The sequence below is a fragment of the Pseudomonas shahriarae genome, assembly GCF_014268455.2.
GTDB lineage: Bacteria > Pseudomonadota > Gammaproteobacteria > Pseudomonadales > Pseudomonadaceae > Aquipseudomonas > Aquipseudomonas shahriarae.
Genome location: NZ_CP077085.1, coordinates 4364591 through 4390951, shown reverse-complemented (window position 1 = coordinate 4390951; position 26361 = coordinate 4364591). Strand labels below are relative to the sequence as shown.

The 26361-nt window shown below is 59.2% G+C and carries 26 protein-coding genes and 2 pseudogenes; 16 read left to right on the top strand and 12 right to left on the bottom strand.

The window, feature by feature from the left end; translation table 11 throughout:
• Window positions 1–30 precede the first annotated feature (30 nt).
• A complete protein-coding gene (locus HU773_RS19525) occupies window positions 31–753 on the bottom strand; it encodes a glycerophosphodiester phosphodiesterase (protein WP_057438531.1) in 723 nt (240 codons plus the stop codon).
• Window positions 754–796: 43 nt separating this feature from the next.
• Complete coding sequence (locus HU773_RS19520) at window positions 797–1381, bottom strand: PilZ domain-containing protein (RefSeq protein WP_120733795.1); 585 nt, start codon at window positions 1379–1381, stop codon at window positions 797–799.
• Window positions 1382–1475: 94 nt separating this feature from the next.
• Between HU773_RS19520 and HU773_RS19515 the strand changes: the two genes are divergently transcribed.
• The 3 genes from HU773_RS19515 to HU773_RS19505 are packed head-to-tail and all read left to right on the top strand — an operon-like array spanning window position 1476 to window position 4720.
• On the top strand, window positions 1476–2726 hold the full coding sequence (locus HU773_RS19515) for a lipoprotein-releasing ABC transporter permease subunit (RefSeq protein ID WP_057438533.1): 1251 nt from the start codon (window positions 1476–1478) through the stop codon (window positions 2724–2726).
• Window positions 2727–2733: 7 nt separating this feature from the next.
• The gene (gene lolD, locus HU773_RS19510) at window positions 2734–3417 is read left to right on the top strand and encodes a lipoprotein-releasing ABC transporter ATP-binding protein LolD (protein WP_019818240.1); all 684 of its coding nucleotides are present in this window, start codon (window positions 2734–2736) and stop codon (window positions 3415–3417) included.
• A 58-nt stretch (window positions 3418–3475) separates the two neighbouring features.
• Window positions 3476–4720 (top strand): lipoprotein-releasing ABC transporter permease subunit, encoded by a 1245-nt coding sequence (locus tag HU773_RS19505; RefSeq protein ID WP_057438534.1) that lies wholly within the window; start codon window positions 3476–3478, stop codon window positions 4718–4720.
• A 105-nt stretch (window positions 4721–4825) separates the two neighbouring features.
• Here HU773_RS19505 and HU773_RS19500 read toward each other — a convergent pair whose 3' ends face one another.
• Window positions 4826–6190: a heavy metal sensor histidine kinase gene (locus HU773_RS19500; RefSeq protein WP_169989652.1), complete on the bottom strand. Its 1365-nt coding sequence runs from the start codon at window positions 6188–6190 to the stop codon at window positions 4826–4828.
• Window positions 6187–6867, bottom strand: a complete 681-nt coding sequence (locus tag HU773_RS19495; RefSeq protein WP_057438535.1) for a heavy metal response regulator transcription factor — start codon at window positions 6865–6867, stop codon at window positions 6187–6189. Before HU773_RS19495 ends, HU773_RS19500 begins: the two co-directional genes overlap by 4 nt.
• 156 nt (window positions 6868–7023) lie before the next feature.
• Here HU773_RS19495 and copI point away from each other — a divergent pair, with 156 nt between their 5' ends.
• Both copI and queF read left to right on the top strand, forming a co-directional pair.
• Window positions 7024–7548: a copper-resistant cuproprotein CopI gene (copI, locus tag HU773_RS19490; RefSeq protein ID WP_057438536.1), complete on the top strand. Its 525-nt coding sequence runs from the start codon at window positions 7024–7026 to the stop codon at window positions 7546–7548.
• 67 nt (window positions 7549–7615) lie between these two features.
• Complete coding sequence (gene queF / locus HU773_RS19485) at window positions 7616–8446, top strand: NADPH-dependent 7-cyano-7-deazaguanine reductase QueF (protein WP_057438537.1); 831 nt, start codon at window positions 7616–7618, stop codon at window positions 8444–8446.
• A 136-nt stretch (window positions 8447–8582) separates the two neighbouring features.
• On the opposite strand, the gene HU773_RS19480 is transcribed toward queF, so the two are convergent.
• On the bottom strand, window positions 8583–8849 hold the full coding sequence (locus HU773_RS19480) for a DUF4404 family protein (RefSeq protein ID WP_057438538.1): 267 nt from the start codon (window positions 8847–8849) through the stop codon (window positions 8583–8585).
• 110 nt (window positions 8850–8959) lie between these two features.
• Window positions 8960–9571, bottom strand: a complete 612-nt coding sequence (pcrP, locus tag HU773_RS19475) for an HAD superfamily inactivated hydrolase PcrP (RefSeq protein ID WP_186625592.1) — start codon at window positions 9569–9571, stop codon at window positions 8960–8962.
• Between the two features lie 196 nt (window positions 9572–9767).
• Between pcrP and HU773_RS19470 the strand changes: the two genes are divergently transcribed.
• The gene (locus tag HU773_RS19470; protein ID WP_120733785.1) at window positions 9768–10454 is read left to right on the top strand and encodes an MlaA family lipoprotein; all 687 of its coding nucleotides are present in this window, start codon (window positions 9768–9770) and stop codon (window positions 10452–10454) included.
• Between the two features lie 59 nt (window positions 10455–10513).
• Here HU773_RS19470 and HU773_RS19465 read toward each other — a convergent pair whose 3' ends face one another.
• Complete coding sequence (locus HU773_RS19465) at window positions 10514–10810, bottom strand: PilZ domain-containing protein (protein ID WP_032863288.1); 297 nt, start codon at window positions 10808–10810, stop codon at window positions 10514–10516.
• 277 nt (window positions 10811–11087) lie between these two features.
• On the opposite strand from HU773_RS19465, the gene rssB reads away from it, so the two are divergent.
• The gene (rssB, locus tag HU773_RS19460) at window positions 11088–12269 is read left to right on the top strand and encodes a two-component system response regulator RssB (RefSeq protein WP_120733783.1); all 1182 of its coding nucleotides are present in this window, start codon (window positions 11088–11090) and stop codon (window positions 12267–12269) included.
• Window positions 12269–12751 (top strand): anti-sigma factor antagonist RssC, encoded by a 483-nt coding sequence (gene rssC, locus HU773_RS19455; protein ID WP_029293846.1) that lies wholly within the window; start codon window positions 12269–12271, stop codon window positions 12749–12751. Before rssB ends, rssC begins: the two co-directional genes overlap by 1 nt.
• A gap of 130 nt (window positions 12752–12881) precedes the next feature.
• On the opposite strand, the gene tal is transcribed toward rssC, so the two are convergent.
• The 4 genes from tal to HU773_RS19435 all read right to left on the bottom strand — a co-directional run bounded on the left by tal (window position 12882) and on the right by HU773_RS19435 (window position 17500).
• On the bottom strand, window positions 12882–13808 hold the full coding sequence (gene tal, locus HU773_RS19450; protein WP_057438541.1) for a transaldolase: 927 nt from the start codon (window positions 13806–13808) through the stop codon (window positions 12882–12884).
• Between the two features lie 229 nt (window positions 13809–14037).
• The gene (dusA, locus tag HU773_RS19445) at window positions 14038–15033 is read right to left on the bottom strand and encodes a tRNA dihydrouridine(20/20a) synthase DusA (protein ID WP_169989654.1); all 996 of its coding nucleotides are present in this window, start codon (window positions 15031–15033) and stop codon (window positions 14038–14040) included.
• 131 nt (window positions 15034–15164) lie between these two features.
• On the bottom strand, window positions 15165–15896 hold the full coding sequence (locus HU773_RS19440) for a hypothetical protein (RefSeq protein WP_057960287.1): 732 nt from the start codon (window positions 15894–15896) through the stop codon (window positions 15165–15167).
• A gap of 230 nt (window positions 15897–16126) precedes the next feature.
• Complete coding sequence (locus HU773_RS19435) at window positions 16127–17500, bottom strand: transposase (protein WP_169990230.1); 1374 nt, start codon at window positions 17498–17500, stop codon at window positions 16127–16129.
• A 384-nt stretch (window positions 17501–17884) separates the two neighbouring features.
• Between HU773_RS19435 and HU773_RS19430 the strand changes: the two genes are divergently transcribed.
• From HU773_RS19430 to HU773_RS27670, 7 genes and pseudogenes are all read left to right on the top strand, one after another.
• Complete coding sequence (locus HU773_RS19430; RefSeq protein ID WP_057960365.1) at window positions 17885–18586, top strand: helix-turn-helix transcriptional regulator; 702 nt, start codon at window positions 17885–17887, stop codon at window positions 18584–18586.
• Between the two features lie 5 nt (window positions 18587–18591).
• Window positions 18592–19377 (top strand): PhzF family phenazine biosynthesis protein, encoded by a 786-nt coding sequence (locus HU773_RS19425; protein ID WP_057960286.1) that lies wholly within the window; start codon window positions 18592–18594, stop codon window positions 19375–19377.
• Window positions 19378–19910: 533 nt separating this feature from the next.
• Window positions 19911–20108: pseudogene (locus HU773_RS19420) on the top strand (DsbA family oxidoreductase); the annotation flags it as partial.
• Between the two features lie 93 nt (window positions 20109–20201).
• Complete coding sequence (locus tag HU773_RS19415; protein WP_128592901.1) at window positions 20202–20927, top strand: IclR family transcriptional regulator; 726 nt, start codon at window positions 20202–20204, stop codon at window positions 20925–20927.
• Window positions 20928–20947: 20 nt separating this feature from the next.
• Window positions 20948–21886, top strand: coding sequence for a formimidoylglutamase (gene hutG / locus HU773_RS19410; RefSeq protein WP_186626197.1), 939 nt, complete (start codon window positions 20948–20950; stop codon window positions 21884–21886).
• Window positions 21887–21944: 58 nt separating this feature from the next.
• Window positions 21945–23153, top strand: coding sequence for a sodium/glutamate symporter (gene gltS, locus HU773_RS19405; protein WP_057960284.1), 1209 nt, complete (start codon window positions 21945–21947; stop codon window positions 23151–23153).
• A 59-nt stretch (window positions 23154–23212) separates the two neighbouring features.
• Window positions 23213–23424: pseudogene (locus HU773_RS27670) on the top strand (hypothetical protein); the annotation flags it as partial.
• Between the two features lie 229 nt (window positions 23425–23653).
• Here HU773_RS27670 and HU773_RS19400 read toward each other — a convergent pair.
• On the bottom strand, window positions 23654–24202 hold the full coding sequence (locus HU773_RS19400; protein WP_186626196.1) for a cytochrome b: 549 nt from the start codon (window positions 24200–24202) through the stop codon (window positions 23654–23656).
• Window positions 24203–24708: 506 nt separating this feature from the next.
• On the opposite strand from HU773_RS19400, the gene mqo reads away from it, so the two are divergent.
• Complete coding sequence (gene mqo / locus HU773_RS19395) at window positions 24709–26355, top strand: malate dehydrogenase (quinone) (protein WP_186626195.1); 1647 nt, start codon at window positions 24709–24711, stop codon at window positions 26353–26355.
• Window positions 26356–26361 lie beyond the last annotated feature (6 nt).

The window sequence follows — 26361 nt, the reverse complement described above, 5'->3', positions numbered from 1 at the left end:
GGTGGCCTGAGCCGGCCGGGGAGACCGATTTCAGTAATTCCCGAGAGTGGCAGTGGCCAAACCGGGAAAGTCTGTAATCAGGCTATCTACGCCGAAGTCGGCGAGCCTGCGCATCAGCGCGGGTTCGTTGACTGTCCACACGGACACGTGCAAGCCCTGGCGCTGGGCTTTCTCCAGTCGCTCGGGAGTGCACAACGTCCAGTTCAACGCCAAATACTCACAGCCATAGTTCTGCGCGACCTTCAGCGGGTCGAGCCAGGCGTATTCGGCCACCAGTCCACGGGACAGGTCCGGCGTCAGCTCCAGGGCGGCTTTCAACACTTCCCGCGAGCTTGAAGTCACGGTGACCTTGTCCAGCAGGCCAAAGCGCTGGGCCATTTCCCGGATCGCCAGTACGGTGGTCGCGGCGCGGGTGCGCGAGGCGCTTTTGACTTCCAGTTGCCAGTGGTCGAAGTCGCACTGCTCAAACAGCTCTTCCAGGCGCGGGATCGGGCAAGGGGTGACCCAGCCTGGGCCGCCTTTGCGTGCGTCCATCTTCACCAGGTCGGCGGCGACGTACTCCACCACCTTGCCGCGTCGGTCTGCGGTGCGCTTCAAGGTCGGGTCGTGGATCACCATCAACTCGCCGTCCATGGACAGGTGCAAGTCCAGTTCGCAACGGCGCACGCCGTGCTTGAGGCATTGCTGGAAGCTGGTCAGTGTGTTTTCCGGTGCTTCGCCTTTAGCGCCGCGGTGGCCATAAATCAGGGTCACAGTTGCTCCTTTTCGCCAGGTATATGGCTGGATAAATACGAAATCAGGTGTCTTGGCCGTCGCTTTGTTCCCGGGCCAGGCGCCGTTCCTGGGCCTGTTTTTGCAAAATATAGCGAGCCAGCAACTGGCGCTGGGCGTCAGTCATGGATTCGAATTCGGTACCGATGTCAAAACTGTCGCCCTTGGGATCGCAATGGGTGACCTTGGCCCGCAACAGCAGGCCCAGCGCCTGGGGCATCAGCACCAGCTTGACCGCCAGGTGGCTGCCGGGCGCGAGTGCCGTGGGGTGTTGGAAGTCGATGCCACCTTCGGAAATGATCACCGGCTGCGGCGCGCCGATCTCGCCCAGCAGGCTTTGCGCCATGACCTGGCTGAGCAAATCCATGCGTTTGTTCTGCACTTTGAGGAAGGCGGCGAGGGTGCGGTCGCGCTCGCCGAGCTGGCGCAGCAGGTGTTGGGACTCGAATTCGCTCAGGTGCAGTTCACTGAGCAGGTTGAACAGCGGGGAATCATCCAGCAACACTTCCTTGCTCGCCGCTTGCGGGGCCGACAGGCTTTTGATTTGGAGTGCGATCATGTCGTCGATACGGTAGTATTCGCGGCGATCTTCTTCATCTAATGTCGTCATGGCGAACCCCAGGTAACGGTAATGGTCTGAGTGTAAAGCTGCTTACCAGACCCCGCCACCGGGACGTCTTCTTTTCCTCCGAACAAGCCCCGACATGTTCAGACCTCTCTTCGTATTTATCGGCACGCGTTATACCCGTGCAAAGCGTCGCAATCATTTTGTGTCGTTCATTTCCCTGACCTCCATGATCGGACTCGCCCTGGGCGTCGTCGTAATGATCGTGGTGCTATCGGTGATGAATGGCTTCGATCATGAGATGCGCACCCGCGTGCTGGGCATGGTGCCCCACGCGACCATCGAGTCCGGCGAGCCCCTGGGCGACTGGCAAGGCCTGGCCGACAAGGTCAAGCAGAACCCCAAGGTGCTGGCCGTCGCGCCATTTACCCAGATGCAGGGGCTGTTGACCAACAATGGCAAGGTGCAGAAAGTCCTGCTCAATGCCATCGACCCGGCACAGGAGCGCAAGGTCTCGATCATTGATCAGTTCATGCAGCAGGGCCAGCTCGATGCCCTGTCGCCTGGCAGCTTCGGCATCGTGATCGGCGACCGTGCGGCGGCCAAGCTCGGCGTGGCCATTGGCGACAAGCTGACCTTCGTCGCCCCGGAAGTCACCGTGACCCCGGCGGGCATGTTCCCGCGCATGAAGCGCTTTACCGTAGTCGGCATCTTTCATGTCGGCGCCGGCGAAATCGACGGCTTCCTCGGCCTGACCAACCTTACCGACCTGGCCCGCCTGCATCGCTGGAAGCCGGACCAGGTGCAGGGCCTGCGCCTGAAGTTCAACGACCTGTTCGAGGCGCCACGCGGGGCCTGGGAAATCGCCCAGCATCTGGGTGAAAGCCAGTACTACGCCCGTGACTGGACCCGTACCCACGGCAACCTGTACCAGGCGATCCGCATGGAAAAGGCCATGATTGGCCTGTTGCTGTTGCTGATTGTCGCCGTGGCCGCCTTCAACATCATCTCCACCCTGGTGATGGTGGTGAACGACAAGAAGGGCGACATCGCCATCCTGCGCACCCTGGGCGCCACGCCGGGGCAGATCATGGCGATCTTTATGGTCCAGGGCACGGTGATCGGTGTGGTCGGTACCTTGATCGGTACGGCCGTGGGGATCTTCGCCGCGCTGAACGTCAGTGCTGCCATCGCCGGCGTCGAAACCCTGATCGGCCACAAGTTTCTCAACGCCGACGTCTACTTCATCGACTATTTGCCATCCCAGGTGCAGAGCCAGGATGTGTTGATGGTCGGCGGCGCCGCGTTGGTCCTGAGTTTCCTTGCCACCCTATATCCAGCCTGGCGCGCGGCACGTACCCAGCCGGCGCAGGCTTTACGCTATGAGTGAATCGGGCATGAGTGAAAAAGCAATCCTGAGCTGCCGCAACCTGGGCAAATCCTACGAGGAAGGCCCGGAATCGGTAGTGGTGCTGTCCAACCTGCAACTGGAACTGCATCCGGGCGAGCGCGTGGCGATCGTCGGCAGTTCCGGCTCCGGCAAAAGTACCTTGCTCAACCTGTTGGGCGGCCTTGATACGCCGTCCCAGGGCAGCGTGTGGCTGGCCGGTGAAGAACTCTCGGCGTTGAACGAGAAGGCCCGTGGCCAGTTGCGCAACCGCTCCCTGGGCTTTGTGTACCAGTTCCACCACTTGCTGCCAGAGTTCACGGCCCTGGAAAACGTGTGCATGCCCCTGTTGATCGGCAAGACCGCGATCCCGGAGGCGCGTCAGCGTGCTACGGCGCTGCTGGAGCGCGTCGGCCTGGGGCATCGCCTGGAGCACAAGCCGGCAGAGCTGTCTGGTGGCGAGCGCCAGCGTGTGGCGATTGCCCGTGCCCTGGTCAACAACCCAGGCCTGGTGATGCTCGATGAGCCGACCGGCAACCTCGATTCCCACACTGCCCAGGGCATCAAGGACTTGATGCTGGAGCTGAGCACCCAGATGCGCACCGCGTTCCTGGTGGTGACCCATGACATGAGCATGGCCCGGCAGATGGACCGCGTGTTGCACCTGCAGGAAGGTCATCTGGTCGCCATCTGACCTGTTTCAGCCCGGGCATTCGTGCCTGGGTTTTCTATTTTTTCAACGGTGCCCGCGAATGTTCAGACCGTTATCGATTTTTATCGGCACGCGCTATACCCGCGCCAAGCGCCGCAACCGTTTTGTCTCGTTTATCTCGATGACCTCGATGATCGGCCTCGCCCTGGGCGTGCTGGCGATGATCGTGGTGTTGTCGGTGATGAATGGCTTCCAGCGGGAAATGAGCTCGCGCATTCTGGGCATGGTGCCGCATGCCACCATCGTCGGCGTCAACCCGATCAGCGACTGGCAGCCCGTGGCCGCCGCCGCTCTGAAAAACCCCGAAGTGACCGCCGCTGTGCCGTTTACCGAGATGGAAGGCATGCTGTCCTATAAGGGCTCGATGCAGCCGATCCAGATCAGCGGGATCGACCCGGCCCAGGAAGGCAAGGTGTCGATCGTCACCCAGCATATCGTCCAGGGCAATCTGGAAAACCTGCAGCCGGGTGAGTTCGGCGTGGTGATCGGTGAAATCACCGCGCGCCGTTTCCGCTTGAATGTGGGGGACAAGCTGACCTTGATCGTCCCGGAAATCAGCACTGCGCCCGGCGGCATCACCCCGCGTATGCAGCGTTTGAACGTGGTGGGGGTGTTCAAGGTGGGTGCCGAGCTGGATGGCTCGATGGCGCTGATCCACGTCGCCGATGCCGCGCAAATGCTGCATTGGCAGCCGAACCAGGTGCAAAGCGTGCGCCTGGCGGTCAAGGATCTGTACGCGGCACCGAAAGTGTCGGCGGACATTGCCGGCAGCCTGGGCGCCGCCTACAAGGCCGATGACTGGACCCACACCCAGGGCAGCCTGTTCAGTGCAATGAAGATGGAAAAGACCATGATCGGCCTGCTGTTGCTGATGATCGTCGCCGTCGCCGCGTTCAATATCATTGCCACGCTGATCATGGTGGTGAACGACAAGGGCGCGGACATCGCGATCCTGCGCACCATCGGCGCCACGCCACGGCAGATCATGGCGATCTTCATGGTCCAGGGCACGGTGATCGGTATCGTCGGCACCCTGATTGGCGGCGTGCTGGGAGTGATTGCCGCGCTCAACGTCAGTGAGCTGGTGGGCTGGATGGAGCGCGTGACCGGGCAGCATATCTTCAGTTCGGACGTGTACTTTGTCAGCAACCTGCCTTCGGAGCTGCAAGGTGGCGATGTGTTGCTGATTTGCAGCGCGGGGTTTGTGTTGAGCTTTCTGGCGACGATTTACCCGGCGTATCGGGCGGCGAAGATTGAGCCGGCGCATGCCCTGAGATATTCGTAGGTCTTGAGATCGCTATCGCAGGCAAGCCAGCTCCCACACTTTGATTTGTGAAACCGGTCAAATGTGGGAGCGGGCTTGCCCGCGATGAGGCCCGCCCAACTTGCCTCAAACCCCCTGCGGCAGCTCAATCACAAACCGCGTCCACCCCGGTTGTGACTCACAGAAAATCCTCCCCCCGTGTGCCTGCACAATCGACTGGGTAATCGCCAACCCTAGCCCCGCATGCTCACTGCTGCCTTCATGGCGTGCCGGATCCACGCGGTAGAACCGGTCAAACAGCTTGGGCAGTAACCCCTGGGGAATCCCGGTGCCGGTGTTTTCCACGCTCAGCGTCACGCCCTGGGCGTTTTCGCTGATCCTCACCCGTACTTCGCCGCCCGGCGGGGTAAAGCGCACAGCGTTGTCCAATAGATTGGAACAAGCACGGCGCAGCATGCTGCGGTCACCGACGGTACTGGCGCTGCCGTCGCGCAGCAGGTTGACCTGGGCGTCCTCGGCCAACGGCGCGAAGAACTCCAGCAAGGCATCCACCTCGTCGGCCAGGGCCAGGGGCTCGCGCCTGGGGTTCAGCAAGCCGTGATCGGCCTTGGCCAGGTACAGCATGTCATTGACCAGTTGGGCCATCCATTGCAGCTCTTCCAGATTGCTGTGCAGCGCTTCGCGGTAGTCCTCCAGCGGCCGGGGCTGGGTGAGGATCACCTGGGTCTGGGTCAGCAGGTTGGATAGCGGCGTGCGCAGCTCGTGGGCGATATCGGCAGAGAACGCCGACAGCCGCTGGAACGCGTCGTCGAGGCGGCTGAACATGGCGTTGAAGGCCTGGGCCAGTTCCGCCAGTTCGGCGGGCATCTGTTCTTCGGGCAGGCGCTGGGTCAGGGAGTGGGCGCGTACGCGGCTGGCCACTTCAGTCATTCGCCGCAACGGACGCAACCCGCTGCGTGCGGCCCAGGCGCCGAGAAGCGCGGTGGCCAGGGCGGACAGGCCGACCGTTAGCCAGATCAGGTGCTGCATGCGCTGCAGAAAGTGTTGGTGATGGGTGATGTCCAGCATCAGGACCAACTGCGCGGAGCCGGGCTGCTCGGGATTCAACGGCGCGTTGTACACCCGGTAGCTGGTGCCGGCGCTTTGCAGGCTGTGCAGGCCGGGCGCGGTAGGCAGGTCATTGGGGATGCGCAGCGCGCTGTCAAACCAGCGCTGGCCGTCGGCGGCATTGATGCGCACCGACAGGTCGGGTTGATGGCTCAGCTCGTCTTTCAGTGCGGCGATGCGTGAAGCGAACAGCGCCGGGGTGTCGGCGCCTTGCAGGGCGCTGCGCAGGGTCATCAGCTTGCTGTCGAGCAATTGCTGGTCCAGCTCGATGAAGTGTTTCTCGCTGGCCTGGTTGAACAACACGCCCGCCAGCAGCGAGACCACGGCGGTGCAGCCGGCAAACAACAGGGCCAGGCGGCTGGCCAGGGACAGGCGCTTGATCAACTGAACCGCTCCTCCAGCACATAACCCATGCCACGCACGGTGTGTATCAGCTTGTTGGGAAAGCTGTCATCTATCTTCAGGCGCAGGCGGCGGATAGCCACTTCGATGATATTGGTGTCGCTGTCGAAGTTCATGTCCCAGACCTGGGAGGCAATCAGCGACTTGGGCAGCACTTCGCCCTGGCGACGCAGGAGCAGCTCCAGCAGGGCGAACTCCTTGGCGGTCAGGTCGATGCGCTGGCCGCTGCGATCCACGCGGCGGCGGATCAGGTCCAGGCGCAGGTCGGCCAGGTGCAGGCTGGTTTCCTGGGGGGTGCTGCTGCCTCGGCGCAACAGGCTGCGCACCCGGGCCAACAGCTCGGAGAACGCGAATGGCTTGACCAGATAGTCGTCGGCCCCCAGCTCGAGGCCGTGGACCCGATCTTCGACCGCATCCCGCGCAGTCAGGAATAACACCGGAATCTCCAGGCCGGCGCTGCGCACCGCCTGCAGGATCTGCCAGCCGGTGCGGCCAGGGAGCATCACGTCGAGGATCAGCAAATCGTAGTCGCCCGTCAGCGCCAGGTGCTGGCCGGTGGTGCCGTCGGCCACCAGTTCGGTATTGAACCCGGCTTCGGCCAGGCCCTGGCGCAGGTAGTGGCCGGTTTTGGGTTGGTCTTCGACGATCAGCAGTTTCATAGGCAACTCATGGCAACGGGTAGCAGCAGGCTTTATACCGTGTGCGCCGTGGTGCTGGCGCAACCTGACAAAGTTGTAATCTAACAGTCAGCTGGCTGGCAGCGACGCATTATTAGAGTGTCCCACAAGCGGATCCCGTACCTTTGGAGAATGAACATGTTATCGCGCAAAGCCTGGTGGTTGGTGGGTTGTCTGATGATGCTGAGCGCTGCGGCGCTGGCCGATGGTGCGCACACTTTCGCCTTTGGCGAGGCTGCCCCGGCGACCAAGGCCACGCGGACTGTAGAAGTGCTGCTGCAGGATATTTCCTTTGCTCCTACATCCCTGGATGTAAAAGCCGGCGAGACGGTGCGCTTTGTGCTGGTCAACAAGGGCCAGTTGCTGCATGAGTTCAACCTGGGGGACGCGGCCATGCATGCCGATCACCAGAAGGAAATGCTCAAAATGCAGGCCAGCGGCATGTTGACCACCACCGGCATGGGCCAGATGGATCACGCGGCAATGGGTCATGGTGACATGGGCAGCATGAAGCACGACGATCCCAACAGCGTGCTGGTGGAGCCGGGCAAGACCGCCGAATTGACCTGGACCTTCAGCAAGGCTGGGGCCCTGGAGTTTGCCTGCAACCTCCCCGGGCATTACCAGGCGGGGATGGTCGGCAAGCTGAACGTCAGCCAGTAAACCTCGGGCTCAAAGGCGGGTGCAAAGGCTGGTAGACTGGCGGGGTTTATTTAGCCAGGTTTCCGCCATGCATCCCGCAGCCGAACATTCGCCGCTGGGCAAGTCCAGTGAATACATCTCCACTTACACCCCTTCATTGCTGTTTCCCATTCCTCGCGCCGCCAAATGGGCCGAGCTGGGCCTCACCGCCGAGACGCTGCCCTACAAGGGCGTGGACTTCTGGAACTGCTTTGAATTGTCTTGGCTGCTGCCGTCTGGCAAGCCGGTGGTGGCCATCGGTGAGTTCAGCATCCCGGCCGACTCGCCGAACATCATCGAATCGAAATCCTTCAAGCTCTACCTCAACTCGCTGAACCAGACGCCGTTTGCCGATGGGCCAAGCCTTGAGGCGACCCTGCGTGCCGATCTGAGCGCGGCGGCCGGTAAGCCGGTGGGCGTGCGCATCCGTAGCCTGGCCGAAGTGGAAGATGAAGGCGTGGTGCGCCTGCCGGGCGTGTGCATTGATGACTTGGATATCAGTGTCAGCAACTACGAGCATCCGCGCCCGGAACTGCTGCGCTGTGATGATTCCCGTGTGGTGGAGGAGAGCGTGCACAGCCATCTGCTCAAATCCAACTGCCCGGTGACCAGTCAGCCGGACTGGGGCAGCGTTGCGGTGGAATATCGCGGCGCGGCGCTGGACCATGCGAGCCTGTTGGCCTACCTGGTGAGCTTCCGCCAGCACTCGGACTTTCATGAGCAGTGCGTGGAGCGGATCTTTCTCGACCTGCAACGGTTGCTCAAGCCTGAGAAGTTGACGGTTTATGCGCGGTATGTGCGACGGGGTGGGTTGGATATCAACCCGTATCGCAGCACTGAGGATGTACAGTTCCAGAACCTGCGCCTAGCCCGACAGTAAGCTTCACACCCAGCAAATGTGGGAGCGGGCTTGCTCGCGATCGCGGTGTTTCAGTCAATATCTTCGGTGACTGATACTCCGTTATCGCGAGCAAGCCCGCTCCCACATTGGGTTTTGTACCTGGCTCGGGTTGGGATTAAATCCCCATATTGCCCAAGGCCACCACAATATTGCGCAATGTCCCGGCAATGCCCGGGTGGTCCAATTCGAAACGTTCGACTGCCAGGTTCACATCATCGGAGATGCTCGGCGGCTGGGTCGCAGGTTCCAGTTCCAGTTGCACTTCAAATTTGGCAATCAATGCTTCCAGCGCTTCGCGTTTTTCCAGCGGCAGAGGCGGCTCCTGGTTCAATTGCTCGCGCAGGATGTTGACCTGTTCTTGCAGTTTTTCGCGGGCAGGCATGGCGTTCTTCCTTTTATCAATAGGCACTGGCATAGACCACGGCACGCCGAGAAAGGTCTACGGTATGACCTGTAGATTAATCCACTGGCGGCGACTGTGCATGATCTTGATCAGGGCTTCTCGCCTTTGAGCCGGCGCAGGCTGATGTCCGCCAGGCAGGTGCCCAGCTCACCCAGATGATCAATCACCGAGTGCACGCCGAGGCCGTACAGCGCGACGGTAGCTTTGGCGCGTTTGTGTTCGCGCGCCTGTTCGCTCAGGGCTTGCCATTGGCTGGGGGGCAGCCCGCACAGTGAGCCGCAGGACGCCAGGCCAATGGTCCAGAGCCCGGCGTTGAGCCCTGCTTGCAGCAGCCGGGGCTCGCCGCTGACCAGTACGCAGCCATCCAGGCGCTGGATGTTCAGGTCCATCAAGGCTTGCCAGCAGGCATGGGGCGCCGGCCAGGGTGCGGTCGCAGGGCGGGTGCCTTGGATCCAGTCCGGCAGGACGGCGGCCAACGGCGTGGTGACGGTGGGGGGCAGCTCATCCAGCCAGGCGCAGGGGGTGCCTTGACTGTTGAGCCATTGCAGTATGTTCAGGGCGCCAGGGGTGGCCAGGGCTTCGTCGGTGGGGATGGTGTCGGCGTGGGCCATGGAACCGAAGTCCACCAGGCAACCACTGAGGCCAAAGAGTACGGCGGTCAAGGACGGGGCGTTGTCTGCAGCGATCTGGGGGTGGGGCATTGGGACGTCCCTGAAAATAGCTGTGACGCTATCGGAAGCCCATGACAAGCAGATGACACCTGATCTTGGATGTAGGAGTTTTGTATATTTGCTGAATGACAATTCCGTCAAGCTGCCTAATCTTACACTTCCGTCATATACTGCCGTCTTATTCAGGGCATAGCGCCCATGACAGATCATTCAAGGAGTTCAAGCTATGCGCTGGAGCCAGTGTCTTGCTCAACTATCGGTATGTGCCAGTGTGTTGCTGGTGCCTTTCGCCGCCCAGGCTGCGGAAGACGATCCATGGGAAAGCATCAACCGCCCGATTTTCACCTTCAACGACACCGTTGATACCTACGCACTCAAGCCATTGGCCCAAGGCTATCAGTTCATCACCCCGCAATTTGTCGAAGACGGTATCCACAACTTCTTCCGCAACATTGGTGACGTGGGCAACCTGGCCAACAACGTCCTGCAACTCAAGCCATACCAGGCGGGTGTCGATACTGCACGTTTGCTGGTCAACACCACGTTTGGCGTGCTCGGCGTCATCGACGTAGGCACCAAAATGGGGCTGCAACGCAGCGACGAAGACTTCGGCCAGACCCTCGGCTACTGGGGCGTGGGCAGCGGTCCGTACGTGATGCTGCCGCTGTTGGGCCCAAGCACCTTGCGTGATGCGCCGTCCAAGTACGTCGACAGCTACACCGAACCGTACCGCTACATGAGCGACATTCCTACACGCAACAGCGCCCTGGGCCTGGATATCGTCGATACCCGTGCGAGTCTGCTGTCGGCTGAAAAGCTGATCAATGGCGACAAATACACCTTTATCCGCAATGCCTACCTGCAGAACCGTGAGTTCAAGGTCAAAGATGGCAATGTAGTGGATGACTTTTAAGGTTAACCCTTGAATGAAAAAGGCGGCCTTCGAGGCCGCCTTTTTTGTGTGCATTAATTTCAGTACATCTTGAGGATTTTCAGGCCCAGGTGTTGGTCGTCACCTTCTTTCCTGGCCCAGACCACCTCGGTGTCCGCCTCCAGGCCTTTAAGCGCAGCGTGCTCTGAGTCAATACGCACCTTCAGTTGGTCGCCCACGTTGAACGGGTGCTGGGCCTGGACCTGCATGCCAGAGCTGGAGAGGTCCAGGCAGACGCCGGCAATCTCTTGCCCGGCATGGATCAACGACACGCCGGCATCCACACGCATGCGGATGAAATCGCGCTTTTCTGCATAGTCACGTTCATTTGCGCTCATAGCTTTCATCCTTCCATTGCGTTGTGGTTTTGCCTGTTCTTATAACTCCCGGTGATTTGCGATGTAAAGACGTCCAGCGACCATCGGCATGAGCTTGAAACCCCTGGCGGATGGGAGTACCGTCTGCGCCTTAGAAGGGCACCTCTGCTTTACCTTTGTGCGTGAGCCAAAAGCTCATGTTTTGTAGGACAGAGAGGCTAGAAAGCGAATCCAGTAGTGCGAGCCGGGCCATTGCCTGACTGCCTACGCCAACCTAATTCTGGCGCCGTTTGCCCACATGCAAAAAACCAGTGCCACGCTGCTGATAATCGATGACGACGAAGTAGTGCGCGCGAGCCTCGCGGCCTATTTGGAAGACAGTGGCTTCAGCGTCCTGCAGGCCGGCAATGGTCTTCAGGGTCTCCAGGTGTTCGAGCGCGACCAGCCCGACCTGGTGATCTGCGACCTGCGTATGCCCCAGATGGGCGGCCTTGAGCTGATCCGCCAGGTAACCGAGCTTGCTCCGCAGACGCCGGTGATTGTCGTGTCCGGTGCCGGGGTGATGAACGACGCCGTGGAAGCCTTGCGCCTGGGCGCTGCCGATTACCTGATCAAGCCCCTGGAAGATCTGGCCGTACTGGAGCACTCGGTGCGCCGGGCGCTGGATCGTGCCCGCCTGCTGCTGGAAAACCAGCGCTACCGCGAGAAGCTCGAAACCGCCAACCGTGAACTCGAAGCCAGCCTCAACCTGCTCCAGGAAGACCAGAACGCCGGTCGCCAGGTGCAGATGAACATGCTGCCGGTGAGCCCCTGGAGCATCGACGAGTTCCAGTTCGCCCACCAGATCATCCCGTCGCTGTACCTGTCGGGGGATTTTGTCGACTACTTCCGCGTGGATGAGCGCCGGGTCGCGTTCTACCTGGCCGATGTCTCCGGGCACGGCGCATCCTCTGCATTCGTGACCGTGTTGTTGAAGTTCATGACCACACGGCTGTTGTTCGAATCCAAGCGCAACGGCACTTTGCCGGAGTTCACTCCCTCGCAAGTGCTGGGCCACATCAACCGGGGCCTGATCAGCTGCAAGCTGGGCAAGCACGTGACGATGGTGGGCGGCGTGATTGATGAAGAAACCGGTCTGTTGACCTACAGCATTGGCGGTCACCTGCCATTGCCGGTTTTATACACTCCAGACAGTGTGCGTTATCTGGAAGGGCGCGGTCTGCCGGTTGGCTTGTTCAATGAAGCCACCTATGAAGACCACGTCCTGGAGCTGCCACCGGCCTTCAGCCTGACGCTGATGTCCGATGGCATCCTGGACCTTCTTCCAGAGCCTACACTCAAAGAGAAAGAAGCCGCCTTGCCCCAACGGGTCAGGTCGGCGGGCGGCAGCCTGGATGGCCTGCGGCAGGTTTTTGGATTGGCCACGCTAGGGGAGATGCCGGATGATATCGCCCTATTGGTGTTGAGCAGGAATCTTTGATGAGTACCGGAAGAATCCAATTCGCCGAGCAAGATGGGACCTTCGTCCTGAAGTTTGTCGGTGAAGTGCGCCTGACCCTGTGTTCGGCGCTGGATGCAACGATTGAGCGGATTTTCACAGCCTTGAATTTCTCGGCGATCGTGATCGATCTGACCGAAACCCGCAGCATCGATAGCACCACCCTTGGGCTGTTGGCCAAGTTGTCCATTCTGTCGCGGCAGAAGGTCGGACTGCTGCCGACCGTGGTCACCACCCACGAAGACATCACCCGGCTCTTGCAGTCGATGGGTTTCGACCAGGTGTTCAACATCGTTGACCGCCCGATCCCCTGCCCGGAATGCCTGACCGACTTGCCTTCCCAGGACCAGTCCGAAGAAGTGGTGCGGCTCAAGGTGCTGGAGGCGCACAAGATCCTGATGGGCCTGAACGAGTCCAACCGCGAAGCGTTTCACGACTTGGTCAACGCCCTGGAGCGTCACTGACCTCGCTGTGAGCACGGTCAACATGTGGGAGCTGGCTAGCCTGCGATAGCGCCAGCCCAACCAACACATATTCAGCTACAAAAAAGGGCGGCATCCCAACGGATGCCGCCCTTTTTGCCGCCCTCGCTTTTTACAGCTTGGCGCTCAACAACGCTTCCAGCTTCTCCTGGTCCCGAGCAAACTGACGAATGCCCTCTGCCAGCTTCTCAGTGGCCATCGCGTCCTCGTTGGACTCCCAGCGGAACTGCGCCTCTGTCATATGCACACGGGGTTCACCGGCATGGCCTGGCGCCAATTTGCGCTCCAGCTTGCCATTGTCGGCCGCCAGCTTCTCCAGCAAGTCCGGGCTGATGGTCAGGCGGTCGCAACCGGCCAACTCTTCGATCTGGCTCAGGTTGCGGAAGCTCGCGCCCATCACCACCGTTTTGTAGTCATTGGCCTTGTAGTAGTTGTAGATGCGGGTTACCGACTGCACACCAGGATCATCGGCACCGGTGTAGTCGTTGCCATTGGCCTTTTTGTACCAGTCGTAGATACGACCGACAAACGGCGAAATCAGGAACACCCCGGCTTCAGCGCAGGCTACGGCCTGGGCGAAGGAGAACAACAGGGTCAGGTTGGTCTGGATGCCTTCTTTCTCCAGTTGCTCGGCGGCACGAATACCTTCCCAGGTGGATGCGATCTTGATCAGCACGCGGTCGCGGCCGATACCTGCCTTTTCGTACAGGTCGATCAGGCGATGCGCACGCTTGAGTACCGCGTCCGTGTCGAACGACAGCCGCGCATCCACCTCGGTGGAGATGCGCCCTGGCACCACCTTGAGGATCTCCTGGCCCACAGCCACCGCAAAGCGGTCACTGGCCAGGCCGACATCGCCGTTGCAATCCTGCACGCAGGCGTCCAGCAGCTTGGCGTAAGCCGGAATGGATGCGGCTTTGAGCAAAAGGGAAGGGTTGGTGGTGGCATCCTGCGGCTTGACGCGAGCGATAGCTTCAAAATCGCCAGTGTCGGCAACTACAGTGGTGAATTGCTTGAGTTGTTCCAGTTTGGAAGTCATGGGCGTGCTCTGTCCTATGGGTCTGATGACATTACCCGAGGGCCGATAGCCGCTCAAGGGCGCAAACGCGTTCGATCGTTTGCGAGGGCAATAACCTGAAAACAGTCGTTTGAATGACCGACCGTGCTGCTAGATAGGAGGGCAAAATCGCTATCAGGTTCAACCAGCAACGCGATCAGAATGTGGGAGCGAGCTTGCCCACGATAGCGATGGACCCGTCGCCGCTCCGTCAACGGCCTTCCAGCAACGCTCCGGCCTGATCCAACAACGCCAACGGATCCGCGGCCTTGTGAATATCCACCGACAACAACTGCCGAAACCTGCGCGCCCCCGGAAACCCGGTGCCCAACCCCAACACGTGCCGCGTAATGTGATGCATCGCGCCACCGGTGGCCAGGTGCTCGGCGATATACGGCCGCAACTGCGCCAACGCCTCGGCCCGACTGATCACCGGCGCCGTACTGCCAAACAACTGCTGATCCACCTCTGCCAGCAAATACGGATTGTGATAAGCCTCACGCCCGAGCATCACCCCATCAAACACCTGCAGATGCTCTGCGCATTGCTCCAGCGTCTTGATCCCGCCATTGAGAATAATCTCCAGCTCGGCAAAATCGCGCTTCAATTGCGCCGCCACGTCATAACGCAGCGGCGGAATGTCCCGATTCTCCTTGGGCGACAACCCCTCCAGAATCGCAATCCGCGCATGCACGGTAAAACTGGTGCAACCGGCATCCTTCACCTGCCCGACGAAATCACACAACTGGGCATAACTGTCCCGGCCATTGATCCCGATGCGATGCTTCACCGTCACCGGAATCGACACCGCATCCCGCATCGCCTTGACACAATCCGCCACCAGGGCAGGGTGCCCCATCAGGCACGCGCCGATCATATTATTCTGCACCCGGTCGCTGGGGCAGCCGACGTTCAGGTTCACCTCGTCGTAACCGGCGGCCTCAGCCATGCGTGCGCACGCGGCCAGGTCGGCTGGAACACTGCCGCCCAGTTGGAGGGCGAGAGGATGCTCGGCTTCATTGTGACGCAGGAAGCGTTCATGGTCGCCGTGGAGAATGGCGCCGGTGGTGACCATTTCGGTGTAGAGCAGGGCGTGCTTGGAGAGCAGGCGTAGGAAGTATCTGCAATGACGGTCAGTCCAGTCCATCATCGGGGCGACGGAGAAGCGACGGGAGAAAGCTTGTGGTGGAGCTGTGTGCTGGGGCATGAGGATCTGAGGTGAGCTTTGCGAAGGGGAGGCAGTTTAACAGGAATGGGTTGGTGGGGATGGGGGAGCTTCTTTGGGAGGGATTGTTGTGTTAAATAAATCTGTCCCCTTTCCAGAAGTCGTCGATACAACTACCACCGCCTCCACCACGCCTTCTGAGCAACCACCTCAGGCTCCAGCGAGGCGATCTTAGAGCCTGCAATCTTTATCGGTGCGACGTCCATACCATCGAATCTACCTAGACCCAGAGGGGGGCTTTCTGCTTGTAGAAAACGAGTGGTTTCTGCTGAAGCCACCGCATGCAGTAACGACGAAGGCGATATATTCCGACTCAAGACGTGAATGCCGCTCTCTGGATCATGCAGACTACTTGCGTCGGTGCCTTCTACGCCATCTATCAGAAGCGGCTGGATCATGACCGTCCCAAGCTCATAGGTGATATCCAGATCACCGCAAACGCAACGCAGCCTTTGCAGTTCACCATTCGACGATACGCATACAAAATCCAGCCCGTCGTCATCCGTGCAAAAGCTGCAAACGTGTAATTGAAGGTTTTTGCTTAGCGCTAAATTCACATTCAGGAAAGCTCTCTTGAAGTAGTCGGCTAGCTGAGCATCCTTAAGCACTTTGTATATCCGCGATAGCGCTGCCAATTCTTGAGGGAGCTCAAGCGGTACATCCTTGATGGGTGGCATAGACGTAAAGGGCCATTTCCGTTCTTCGCCAGCCTTGAACGTGTCTAAGTAGAACGACGTGGCGTTTTCATCCTGGTGTAATGACCAACCAATGCTCATCGGCAAAGTAGAAAGTGGTTCTAACTCCGGCTTCACATTCATCGCGTGAGCAACGACAAGGGACCCCATTTTTTAGATCCTTCAGGTACAGGGCTGAATCGCTCCAAGCATAGTCGATACTTGAGAGTGTGCTATCGGCCGATTCTGTTGAAAAAGTCGGATTTTCAGATCGCCTGAACTCAGGCACGACCACCACCGGAGAACCTACTCACCACATTGAGTGGTTTTTCGGCCCTTCGGTGACCTTTGCTGCTCTGTTATTGGGTTAATTTGAGGTTTTTTGCTTGGTGCAGGCGCACCTATCCCGTGACTGGTGGCCCTTGAGATGAAAATTTGGCCAGCCGTCGCAGGTTCTGCACCGCAGCGGCCAGCGTGAATTCATCCGTCGCACCACTCATGCCACGTAGTCTCAGGCGATCCAATTTCAGGATGCGCTTGAGGTGGGCAAACAACATTTCGACTTTTTTACGTTCGTGGCGAGAGCGCTGATATGCCGGCGTTGCTGCAATGCGCCGAGCCACATCGCGAGCGGCTTCATGGACGCTGCGAGCGATCTTGCGGAACGCGGTGTTCGGGCAGCACTTGGCTTTCATCGGACACGTAGCGCAGTCGGTCTGCCGGGATCGGAAGATAATGGTGTTGGCTTTGGTGACGTGTGAACGCTCATTCTTGAAGGCTCGCCATTCGCTGCGCAATGGGTTGCCGGCCGGGCAGCGGTATTCCTCAGCCTCTTCATTCCAGTGGAAATCGTTGCTCGAAAAACTGTCGTTCTTGCGCTCGGTTTTGTCCCACACCGGCACATGCGGCTCGATGTCTTTTTCCTCCACCATCCAGGCCAGCATCGGCGCTGTACCGTAAGCAGTATCGCCAATGAGGCGCTCCGGCTTGATGTCGAACTGCGCTTCGACCCGTTCGATCATCGTCTTGGTGCTCTCGACTTCTGCGGTTCGATGAGCCGGTGTGGGTTCCACATCCATGATCACGCCGTGCTCTGTATCGATCAGATAATTCGTGGAGTAAGCGTAGAAAGCTGGGCCTCCTGGAGCAGCGGTCCAGCGGGCTTGAGGATCCGTCAGCGACAGGCGCTTCGGCAGCGTTTCGGCCAAAGCCTCTTCATCAAGTGCCTCAAGGTACTCACGCACGGCGCGGGTCCTCAGAACCGGATCGCTCCAGTTGACCGGTTCACCACCCGGTGCGCCGCGCTGCCGACTCGCATCCGCTTTGATAATGCTGGCGTCCACGGCAAAACCTTCGCCCTTGACCAGACCAGCGTCCATGCAGCGACGCAGCACTTCATTGAACAACCAGCGAAACAGATCACTGTCCCGAAAACGGCCGTGTCGATTTTTGGAAAAGGTCGAGTGGTTGGGGACTTCATCTTCAAGGCTCAATCGGCAGAACCAGCGATACGCCAGGTTCAAATGGGCCTCTTCGCACAACCGCCGTTCGGAGCGGATGCCATAGCAGTAGCCGACGATCAGCATGCGGATCATCAGTTCAGGATCAATCGACGGACGCCCAATCGGGCTATAGAAATCGGCGAGGTAATGGCGCAGGTCGCTCAGATCAAGACACCGATCAATGTTGCGTAGAAGGTGAGTGGCTGGGATGTGATCTTCAAGGTTGAACGAGTAAAACAGTCGCTCCTGCCCACTCGATAACTGTCCCATCATGTTGCGTGCTTCCCTGCTGGCCAATGCGGAGATTTTGCCGGAGGCCAGCCAGGGGAGCTACTTTTTCAACAGAATCGGCCGATTGCCGCCAGTCATGAGGGGCTGGGCGTCAATGATTGGAAGTAGTGCTGGTACCCAAGTGGTACGCAGCTTTCAGATCGGCACTGTAGGGCAAGGAATACGTAGCCTACAGAATTAGCAGTTCCAATCCATCACCGAAAAGGCTGATGTTTTGCGCTCGTGACCGGCAGCACTCTGGGCCCAAAGCTGCCTATCAGGAAAGCCACTGAACCGATTCCGAAATGCCAATAATTCAACAAAAAGTTGATAGATCAACGAGTGGTTGATATTTTCGTCGCCTTCGATAATCACTTGAAGGCACCCATGAAGGTCTCTGAAGCCTCACCAGCCGAGCGACAGCTGATTCTTGACGTGCTTCATAGCACCCTCAAAATGCTCAGTAATGCGCTAGGACTTCATACGGAAATTGTGTTGCATGACCTGACCAACCCCGAGCGATCCATTCTTGCTATCGCCAATGGTCATGTTACTGGAAGAAGGGAGGGCGGTTCATTGTTGGGAGGCCCGCGCCAGGACGCGGGGTTTATCGCCGTCAGGCGTGCGATGGAGGATCACTCAGGCACCGATCCTGTATTGGTAGAGAATTACCCTACAGTTGCGCCTGACGGTCGCCCGCTGCGCAGTTCCACTGTGGTGTATCGCGACAGCAGCGGGCAACCTTTTGCCAGTCTTTGCATCAATGCCGACTTGAGCGGTATTGCTGCTGCCCACGCCTTGCTCGGAGGGCTTCTGGGCCTGGAAGGCGCTCCAGAGTCACGTGGCGATGAGCCGAGAGATATGGAGCAGATGATGGCGGAAATCATACAGGTTGCTTGTCCCGGCGGTGCCGTACGGATGAAAAAACTTCAAAAACTTGAAGCGGTGCGGCAGATGCAAGATCGCGGGATATTCATTGTCAAAGGCGGGATTGAGAAAGCCGCTGCCGCGCTCGGCGTTACCCGATACACCATCTACAACTACCTGGAGCAGATCCGGGCTACAGAAAATGTTGGCAGGCAGGAATGACCAGAATGCAATTCGATATTTTCCAGGTGGACGCTTTTTCCTCTGAGACTTTCGGCGGCAACCCGGCGGCGGTCTGTCCGCTGGAGGTCTGGCTGCCTGATGCGACGCTGCAACAGATCGCGGCAGAGAACAACTTGTCCGAAACCGCGTATTTGGTGCGCAACGGTGAGGTGTTCGAGCTGCGCTGGTTCACCCCCACGGTGGAAGTCGACCTTTGCGGCCACGCCACCCTGGCGGCGGCCTGGGTACTATTTGAACAGCTTGGGGAAAGCAGGGATATGCTGCGCTTTTCCACCCGCAGCGGTGAATTGCGAGTGCGCCGCGAAGGCGGGCGCCTGGCCATGGACTTCCCGGCCAAACAGCCGGAAGCCGTAGCTGTCCCGCCAGGCCTGCTGCAAGCCTTGGGCCTGAAACAGGTCGATGCGCTTTATCGAACAGACGATTACCTAGTGGTGGTCGAGGATGAAGCCATCGTTGCAGGCCTCAATCCCGATTTCGTAGCTCTGTCTGCGTTCGACGTGCGGGGTGTCGCTGTAACCGCGCCGAGTCGTAACTTCGACTTTGTCTCTCGCTGGTTCGGGCCTCGGGTTGGGGTGAACGAAGACCCGGTCACCGGCTCGGCCCACACCTCACTAGCGCCATACTGGGCCAAGCGCTTAGGTAAGCGCAGTCTGAGAGCCGAGCAAGGTGGGGCACGCAAGGGCCAGTTGCACTGCGAAGTCCTGGACAGCGACCGAGTCATTATCAGCGGCCACGGGGCGCTCTACCTGCGGGGCACGATCTATATTTAACGCCAGCTCATTCGGGCGAACTTGCTCAACAGAGGAGTGAGCGCCCCTGCGGCGCTCATACTTCTGCGACCACACTTCGAAAGTGTCTTCTGTAAATTTAACAGAGCAGCAAAGGTCAACGAACGGCCGAAAAACCACTCGCTGTGGTGAGTAGGTTCTCCGGTGGCGATCGTGCGTGAGTTCAGGCGAAGGGAAACTCCGACTTTTTCAACACAATCGACCCATAACAGCCCTTCGCAAAGCGCAGCTTTCGCCATTACTTTTCGTGCAGAGCCTAGGGCTCTATACGGGCAAGGACCGTGCAGGGCTACTCGCAAAGGCCCGAGAGATTGGTCTGTTGAGGTACGCGCGGCCCTGAAGGAGGGACGGTGCGCCCGAAGCTCAGGCAGGCAGGAGAAATCACTGAGAATCCATATAGCTGCATTGAAAAGCACTATAGGCAGATTAATTTATTAATCGGTAATCGCGACACTAACACAGGATTTTCTCGCCTGATTATCAGATAGAAATGTTTGAAACGCCTATACATCTAGCGCGCCGCCGAGATTCTCGCCTCTGATGAATATGCCGCTGAAGTTCGTGAGCAGGAGCAACTGTGGATATCTCGTGGCGTGAGTTCGGTGCCGACCATCGTGTTCAACGATCAGTATGCAGTCAGTAGTGGGCAGCCGATGGAGGCGCCTGTTCACGCGATTCGGCAGATCATCCGTGAGACTCAGGCTGACCGCTGATCGTTATCTGCGGGTTTTTTCCCACTCAGTGGGAATCTGGTTTCAGTTAATGGAAAACTCGGTGCACCATGCCCGCAAGAGCATGAGGCCGATATGAACTACAACACGCCCACTGATCGCTTGCTGCAAATCCTCGTCACTCTGGGGCAATCCAGCGAGGCGATCTCCGCCAAAGAACTGTCCGAGCAACTGGCACAGCCGCTCAGCAGCACTTATCGCCATCTCAAGACCTTACTGCGCTGGGGGCTTGCCGAAGAGAACGGTCAGGGTCGCTATTTGCCAGGGCCAACCTGTTTGCAACTGGCCAAGAAATTCGACCGCGAAGCCGTGCTGGTGACCCTCGCCAAGCCGGAACTCAAGCGCCTGGCCGAGCAAAGCCAGGAAAGCGTGGCGTTAATGGTGCCCAGCAATGGCCAGGCGATTTGCATCGAGCTGGTCGATAGCCCACAACCGCTGCGTTGCTGCTACCAAAAAGGGCTGGCCCAGCCGCTGTTGGTCGGTGCATCGGCGAGAGTGCTGTTGGCCTATATGGATGAGGCGCAAAGCCTGTCGGCTCTGTTGGCGCAAGGCGTCGAAAGCGAGGAAGTCGCCACGTACCAGCGCAGTTTTGCCGATATCCGCGCTGCCGGTTATGCCGTGAGTGTGAGTGAAATCGACGACGGCATTTGGGGTATCAGCGCGCCGTTGCTTGACAGCCGCAATCGCCTGCAAGGCGCCATCAGCCTCATGGCTCCTGCCTCCCGGGCGCACACCCGCAGTGAACGCCTGATCCGCTGGACCCAGGACGCGGCCCTGCGCCTGAGTGCTCGGCTCGACTGAATTTGACTGGAGTTTCAAGCATGACTGCTGTTTCTGACATACCCCTGTGGACAGGTCGTATCGACGCTGGCGAAGGGCAGGCTGCGCTGCGCTGGCATCAATGGGTCAAGCCCTTCTGCGAGGGTCAGTCTGCGGGTGCCGCACTGATTGGGCTGGCCTGTGATGAAGGAGTCAGACGGAATCAAGGACGCACCGGCGCCCGTCTTGGCCCGTCAGCACTGCGCAAGGCGCTGGCCAACCAGGCGTGGCACGGCCGGGCGCCGCTGTATGACGCGGGCGATGTGAGTTGCACCGACAGCAACCTCGAAGGCGCGCAGCAGATTTACGCTCACCACGTCAGCTATCTGCTCAACCAGGGGCATTTGCCGTTGGGGTTGGGTGGCGGCCATGAAATCGCCTTTGCCAGCTTTAGCGGCCTGGCCGATCACCTGCGCCAGGCCACCCCGCATGCGCGGATCGGCGTTCTCAACTTTGATGCCCACTTCGATCTGCGCCATGGGGAACAAAGCAGTTCGGGTACCCCTTTCCGCCAGATAGCCGAGTACTGCCAGCGTGCACGGATGCCGTTCACCTATTGCTGCCTGGGTGTCAGCCAGTTGAACAACACCCAGGCGCTGTTTGAGCAGGCGCAGCGACTGAATGTGCGTTACCGCCTCGACCGGCAAATGAACAGCTGGGACATACCCGCCTGCGAAGCGATGATCGATGAGTTCTTGCAAGACGTCGATCACCTCTACCTGACCATCTGCCTTGATGTCCTGCCCGCCAGCCAGGCGCCCGGTGTCAGTGCGCCGTCTGCCCATGGCGTGGACATGCAGATCGTCGAGCATCTGATACGCCATGCCAAGGCCAGCGGCAAATTGCGCATGGCCGATATCGCCGAACTCAACCCCGGCCTGGATATCGACAATCGAACCGCCCGCATTGGTGCGCGTCTGCTTGCCAGCCTGATCGATTAAGTTTTTGCGTAAATCCCTGAAACCGCTTGTTGAATCATAAGAAAAAGAGAAATTCGCCATGCTGACATTCGAACTGGATGCGCTGAGCACCCTTGCTCTCGCGCTGCTCCTGCTGGGCCTGGGTGCCCAACTGAAAAAACGTAGCTACTGGCTGCGTCACCTGTGTGTACCTGCACCGGTGATTGGTGGTTTTGGTTTTGCCTTGGTGATCTGGCTGTTACGTGATCAACAACTGCTCAACCTGACCCTCGACACCAGCCTGCAAACCCCGCTGATGGTGGCGTTTTTCACCACTGTCGGTTTGGGGGGTAGCCTGGGTTTGCTGCGCAAGGGGGGCAAATTGCTGTTTATCTACCTGGGTGCGTGCTGGGGCCTGGCGCTGGTGCAAAACGTGGTGGGTGCCAGTGTTGCCAAGCTGCTGGGCATCGATCCGTTGCTGGGCATCATGGCCGGCGCGGTGTCACTGGAAGGCGGTTTTGGTGCGGCGGCAGCTTTCGGGCCGATTGCTGAAAACCTCGGTGCGGTCGGTGCGACCACTGCAGCGCTGGCAGCTGCAACTTTTGGCATGGTGGCAGGCGGCTTGCTGGGTAGCCCGCTGGCGCGCTGGTTGATCGAGCGCAACAAACTCGTGGTCAAGGCCGAAGCCGTTGGTAGCCTCAAGGCGTTCGAAGAAGTGGTCCATACCCCGCCGCCCGCGCTGGATGCTGCCACCTTGTTGCGCTTGTTGACCTGCATTGTGGTGATCATGGTGCTGGGATTCTGGCTGGGCTCCAGCTTGCAACAGCATCTGGGTATCGTGCTGCCGAGCTATGTGGGCGCCATGTTCGTCGCGATCATCCTGCGCAACCTCAATGACCGTGCTCAGGTTATCGAGATGCCCGACCAGGCCGTCAGCACCATCGGCGATGTGTGCCTGGGCATGTTCCTGACCATGGCAATGATGAGTCTGAAGTTTTGGGAGCTGGAGAAGCTCGGCTTGCCGCTGCTGGTGATTCTGGTGGTGCAGGTGGTGATCATGATTTTGCTGTGCGTGTTCGTCCTGTTCCGCCTGTTTGGCCGCAACTACGACGCGGCAGTCTTGTGCGCGGGCTTCATGGGGCATGGGCTGGGCGCGACGCCCAATGCAGTGGCCAACATGGGCGCCATTTGTGACCATTACAAAGTGTTCTCGTACAAAGCCTTCATCATCGTGCCGCTGTGCGGTGCCGTGCTGATCGACATTGTGGCTATCCCGATGATCACCTGGTTTATCAACGCATACAGTTGAGAATCACCTGGTTGCTTCATTGCTAAAGCGCGCCGAAGCCATCGCCGGCAAGGCGGCTTCTGTGTTGTGGGAGCCGACTTGCCGGTCAGGCGCCGATTGCCCGGCGTTTGGCCAGCGGCCGGGCCACGCGCATAGACATGCAGGACCCGAGCCCCGGGCCCCGGGCCCGAAGCTGCGCCGGTGGTCCACCGAAAAAACCTGGAAGCGCTTCACCCAACGCCTGGCGCAACGGCCCCTGCCAACCAATGGGCGCCCGGAAATTTTCCTGCTGACGCCCGTACAAGGCTCTGAATATGGCCAAGCCGACGCGCTGATCGAAGGCTTACAAGGTTATGACTCAGATGCCTTCGTGGAGTTGATACAGCGCAATGGGGCTGAAGCCGTCATCCCCTCAAGAGGGAATCGTCTGACGCCCCGAAAGCTGGATCGACCTACCTACAAGGCACGTAATCTGGTGGAGCTTTTTTCTGAGGAGAGTACGGTTCCGGTGTCTTCCCACATCACTCGACGCGCCCCGGCATCATCCCCGCCAGTACCTTGTCCTTATCAATAAAATGATGCTTCAGCGCCACCATCACATGCCCACCTACCAGAGCGCCGCATAACCACGCGCTGTAGGTGTGAATCGCTTTTGCCAGGTCATAGATGCTTTTATCCGGCTCCACCAGCGGTGGCAGCAGGAATAGGCCCGCAACCAGAATGGGTTTGTCAGCCACCGAGCTCCAGTACCACCCGGATATCGGCAATCCGAGCAGTGCCACGATGTACAGCAACAGGTGGCCAATAAACGCTGCACGCTTGAGCCGTGGTGTCATCGTATCGGGCATCGCCGGTGCTGCATGGGTCAGGCGCCAGGCGATGCGCAGGACGATAAGCAATAGCAGGGTGCTAGCCATCGCCTTGTGTAAAAACGTGAGTTGATGCTGCGGGTTGAATTCATCGCGCCAGTGAACGGCGACAATTCCCACCAGCCAGGCGGCAATCCAGATGAGTGCCATGCCCCAGTGCAGCCATTTTGCCGTGGCCGTATAGCTTTTTGTCTGTGTCATCTGGATGCGCGCCTGTGTTTTGGGTAGGCGCGATTATCGACAATTGGGCAGGGCGGAAAACCGTAAAAACTCGATGATTCCCATCGGCTTTTCTGATTTTCAGCATTTCTCTCCATCCTGCCGGGACTACAAGCGCCGGGTCACAGGATGCCCTATTCCTCAGGTGGCGCTGAACCTGTCGCGAAGACGACCACCAAGTCCAGAACAGACGCCCGATCCCGCCGGAGCATGATATTCTGCGCGCCATCTTGGTCTATCCTTTCTCTGGTACGCACTCCCGAATGCGTACCGGCAGAGAGCTGTCGCCGAGGTAGCTGAAGCCAATAATGATAAAAAGTCAGCGCAGAAGGGACATAAAAGTGAGGTCGATACGTCGGCCTTGTGTGCCCACCCTGCAGTTCTTGCGAGTACGGGACCCGGCCAGACATTGCCTGATGTTTGGCGTACTACGGTTGCCGGAAGGTCAAGGACGGTAGGGCGGAAGGCGTTTTATCATAGGTGCTACGATGTTTAAAAAAGTGAACACTGCCCTGCTGGGGCTGGCTTTGTCGATAGGGATTACTTCCGTCCAGGCGGAAGAGGCAAAGAAAGTTGATGTGCTATTGATCGGCGGCGGCATCATGAGCGCGACCCTGGGTGTGTGGCTCAATGAGCTGCAGCCGGATTGGTCGATGGAGATGGTTGAGCGCCTGGACGGTGTCGCCGAAGAAAGCTCCAACGGTTGGAACAATGCCGGTACCGGTCACTCGGCCCTGGCTGAGCTGAACTACACCCCGGAAAACAAGGACGGCACCGTTGAGATCCCGAAAGCGGTCGAGATCAACGAAGCGTTCCAGATCTCCCGCCAGTTCTGGTCGTGGCAGGTTCAGCAAGGCGTTCTGAAGAACCCGCGCTCGTTCATCAACTCCACTCCGCACATGAGCTTTGTGTGGGGCGATGACAACATCAAGTTCCTGAAAAAGCGTTACGAAGCGCTGCAGGCGAGCCCGCTGTTTGCTGGCATGGAATACTCCGAAGATCCGGTACAGATCAAGAAGTGGGTTCCGCTGATGATGGAAGGGCGTGACCCGAACCAGAAAATCGCTGCGACCTGGTCTCCGATCGGCACTGACGTGAACTTCGGCGAAATTACCCGCCAGTTCGTCGCTCACTTGCAGACCACGCCCAAGTTCGACCTGAAACTGTCGAGCGAAGTGCAGGACATCACCAAGAACGCCGACGGTTCGTGGCGCGTCAGCTACAAAAACCTGAAAGACGGTACCAAGACCGAGACCGACGCCAAGTTCGTGTTTATCGGCGCGGGCGGCGGTGCCCTGCACCTGCTGCAAAAGTCGGGCATTCCTGAAGCCAAGGAATACGCCGGCTTCCCGGTGGGTGGTTCGTTCCTGGTGACCGAGAACCCAACGATTGCCGAGCAGCACCTGGCCAAGGCCTACGGCAAGGCATCGGTCGGCGCGCCACCGATGTCGGTTCCGCACCTGGACACTCGCGTGCTGGATGGCAAGCGCGTGATCCTGTTTGGCCCATTCGCGACCTTCTCCACCAAGTTCCTCAAAGAAGGCTCGTACCTGGACCTGCTGACCAGCACCACCACCCACAACATCTGGCCAATGACCAAAGTCGGTATTCGTGAATACCCACTGGTCGAGTACCTCGCCGGCCAGCTGATGCAGTCGGATGACGACCGCTTCAAGGCGCTGCAAGAGTACTTCCCGAACGCCAAGAAAGAAGACTGGCGCCTGTGGCAAGCCGGTCAGCGTGTGCAGATCATCAAGCGTGATGAAGAGTTGGGCGGCGTCCTGAAACTCGGTACCGAAGTGGTCAGCTCCGCCGACAACACCATCGCCGGCCTGTTGGGTGCGTCGCCAGGTGCGTCCACCGCAGCGCCGATCATGCTGACGGTGCTGGAAAAAGTGTTCAAGGACAAGGTTGCTACCCCGGCCTGGCAGGAGAAGCTGAAGCAGATCGTGCCGAGCTATGGCACCAAGCTGAACGGCAGCCCTGAGCGCGTTGCGCAAGAATGGGCCTACACCGCCAACGTGTTGCAACTGACGCCTCCGCCAGCCATGCCGCAAATGGCTGCTCCACAGGCGACCGAGGCTGCCAAGCCTGCGGCCGAGCCGAGCAAGCCGGCGGCTGACATTGCGCTGTAAGCGGTT

Bases quoted from the DNA above. Each gene is read 5' to 3' on its own strand.
- HU773_RS19440 (WP_057960287.1), bottom strand. From the start codon at position 15,896: ATGGGGTCCCTTGTCGTTGCTCACGCGATGAATGTGAAGCCGGAGTTA.
- HU773_RS19430 (WP_057960365.1), top strand. From the start codon at position 17,885: ATGAAGGTCTCTGAAGCCTCACCAGCCGAGCGACAGCTGATTCTTGAC.
- HU773_RS19435 (WP_169990230.1), bottom strand. From the start codon at position 17,500: ATGATGGGACAGTTATCGAGTGGGCAGGAGCGACTGTTTTACTCGTTC.
- HU773_RS19425 (WP_057960286.1), top strand. From the start codon at position 18,592: ATGCAATTCGATATTTTCCAGGTGGACGCTTTTTCCTCTGAGACTTTC.
- HU773_RS19505 (WP_057438534.1), top strand. From the start codon at position 3,476: ATGTTCAGACCGTTATCGATTTTTATCGGCACGCGCTATACCCGCGCC.
- HU773_RS19515 (WP_057438533.1), top strand. From the start codon at position 1,476: ATGTTCAGACCTCTCTTCGTATTTATCGGCACGCGTTATACCCGTGCA.
- HU773_RS19465 (WP_032863288.1), bottom strand. From the start codon at position 10,810: ATGAGCGCAAATGAACGTGACTATGCAGAAAAGCGCGATTTCATCCGC.
- rssC (WP_029293846.1), top strand. From the start codon at position 12,269: ATGAGTACCGGAAGAATCCAATTCGCCGAGCAAGATGGGACCTTCGTC.
- HU773_RS19400 (WP_186626196.1), bottom strand. From the start codon at position 24,202: ATGACACAGACAAAAAGCTATACGGCCACGGCAAAATGGCTGCACTGG.
- lolD (WP_019818240.1), top strand. From the start codon at position 2,734: ATGAGTGAAAAAGCAATCCTGAGCTGCCGCAACCTGGGCAAATCCTAC.
- rssB (WP_120733783.1), top strand. From the start codon at position 11,088: ATGCAAAAAACCAGTGCCACGCTGCTGATAATCGATGACGACGAAGTA.
- gltS (WP_057960284.1), top strand. From the start codon at position 21,945: ATGCTGACATTCGAACTGGATGCGCTGAGCACCCTTGCTCTCGCGCTG.
- HU773_RS19495 (WP_057438535.1), bottom strand. From the start codon at position 6,867: ATGAAACTGCTGATCGTCGAAGACCAACCCAAAACCGGCCACTACCTG.
- HU773_RS19520 (WP_120733795.1), bottom strand. From the start codon at position 1,381: ATGACGACATTAGATGAAGAAGATCGCCGCGAATACTACCGTATCGAC.
- dusA (WP_169989654.1), bottom strand. From the start codon at position 15,033: ATGCCCCAGCACACAGCTCCACCACAAGCTTTCTCCCGTCGCTTCTCC.
- HU773_RS19415 (WP_128592901.1), top strand. From the start codon at position 20,202: ATGAACTACAACACGCCCACTGATCGCTTGCTGCAAATCCTCGTCACT.
- HU773_RS19480 (WP_057438538.1), bottom strand. From the start codon at position 8,849: ATGCCTGCCCGCGAAAAACTGCAAGAACAGGTCAACATCCTGCGCGAG.
- queF (WP_057438537.1), top strand. From the start codon at position 7,616: ATGCATCCCGCAGCCGAACATTCGCCGCTGGGCAAGTCCAGTGAATAC.
- HU773_RS19470 (WP_120733785.1), top strand. From the start codon at position 9,768: ATGCGCTGGAGCCAGTGTCTTGCTCAACTATCGGTATGTGCCAGTGTG.
- pcrP (WP_186625592.1), bottom strand. From the start codon at position 9,571: ATGCCCCACCCCCAGATCGCTGCAGACAACGCCCCGTCCTTGACCGCC.
- hutG (WP_186626197.1), top strand. From the start codon at position 20,948: ATGACTGCTGTTTCTGACATACCCCTGTGGACAGGTCGTATCGACGCT.
- copI (WP_057438536.1), top strand. From the start codon at position 7,024: ATGTTATCGCGCAAAGCCTGGTGGTTGGTGGGTTGTCTGATGATGCTG.
- tal (WP_057438541.1), bottom strand. From the start codon at position 13,808: ATGACTTCCAAACTGGAACAACTCAAGCAATTCACCACTGTAGTTGCC.
- mqo (WP_186626195.1), top strand. From the start codon at position 24,709: ATGTTTAAAAAAGTGAACACTGCCCTGCTGGGGCTGGCTTTGTCGATA.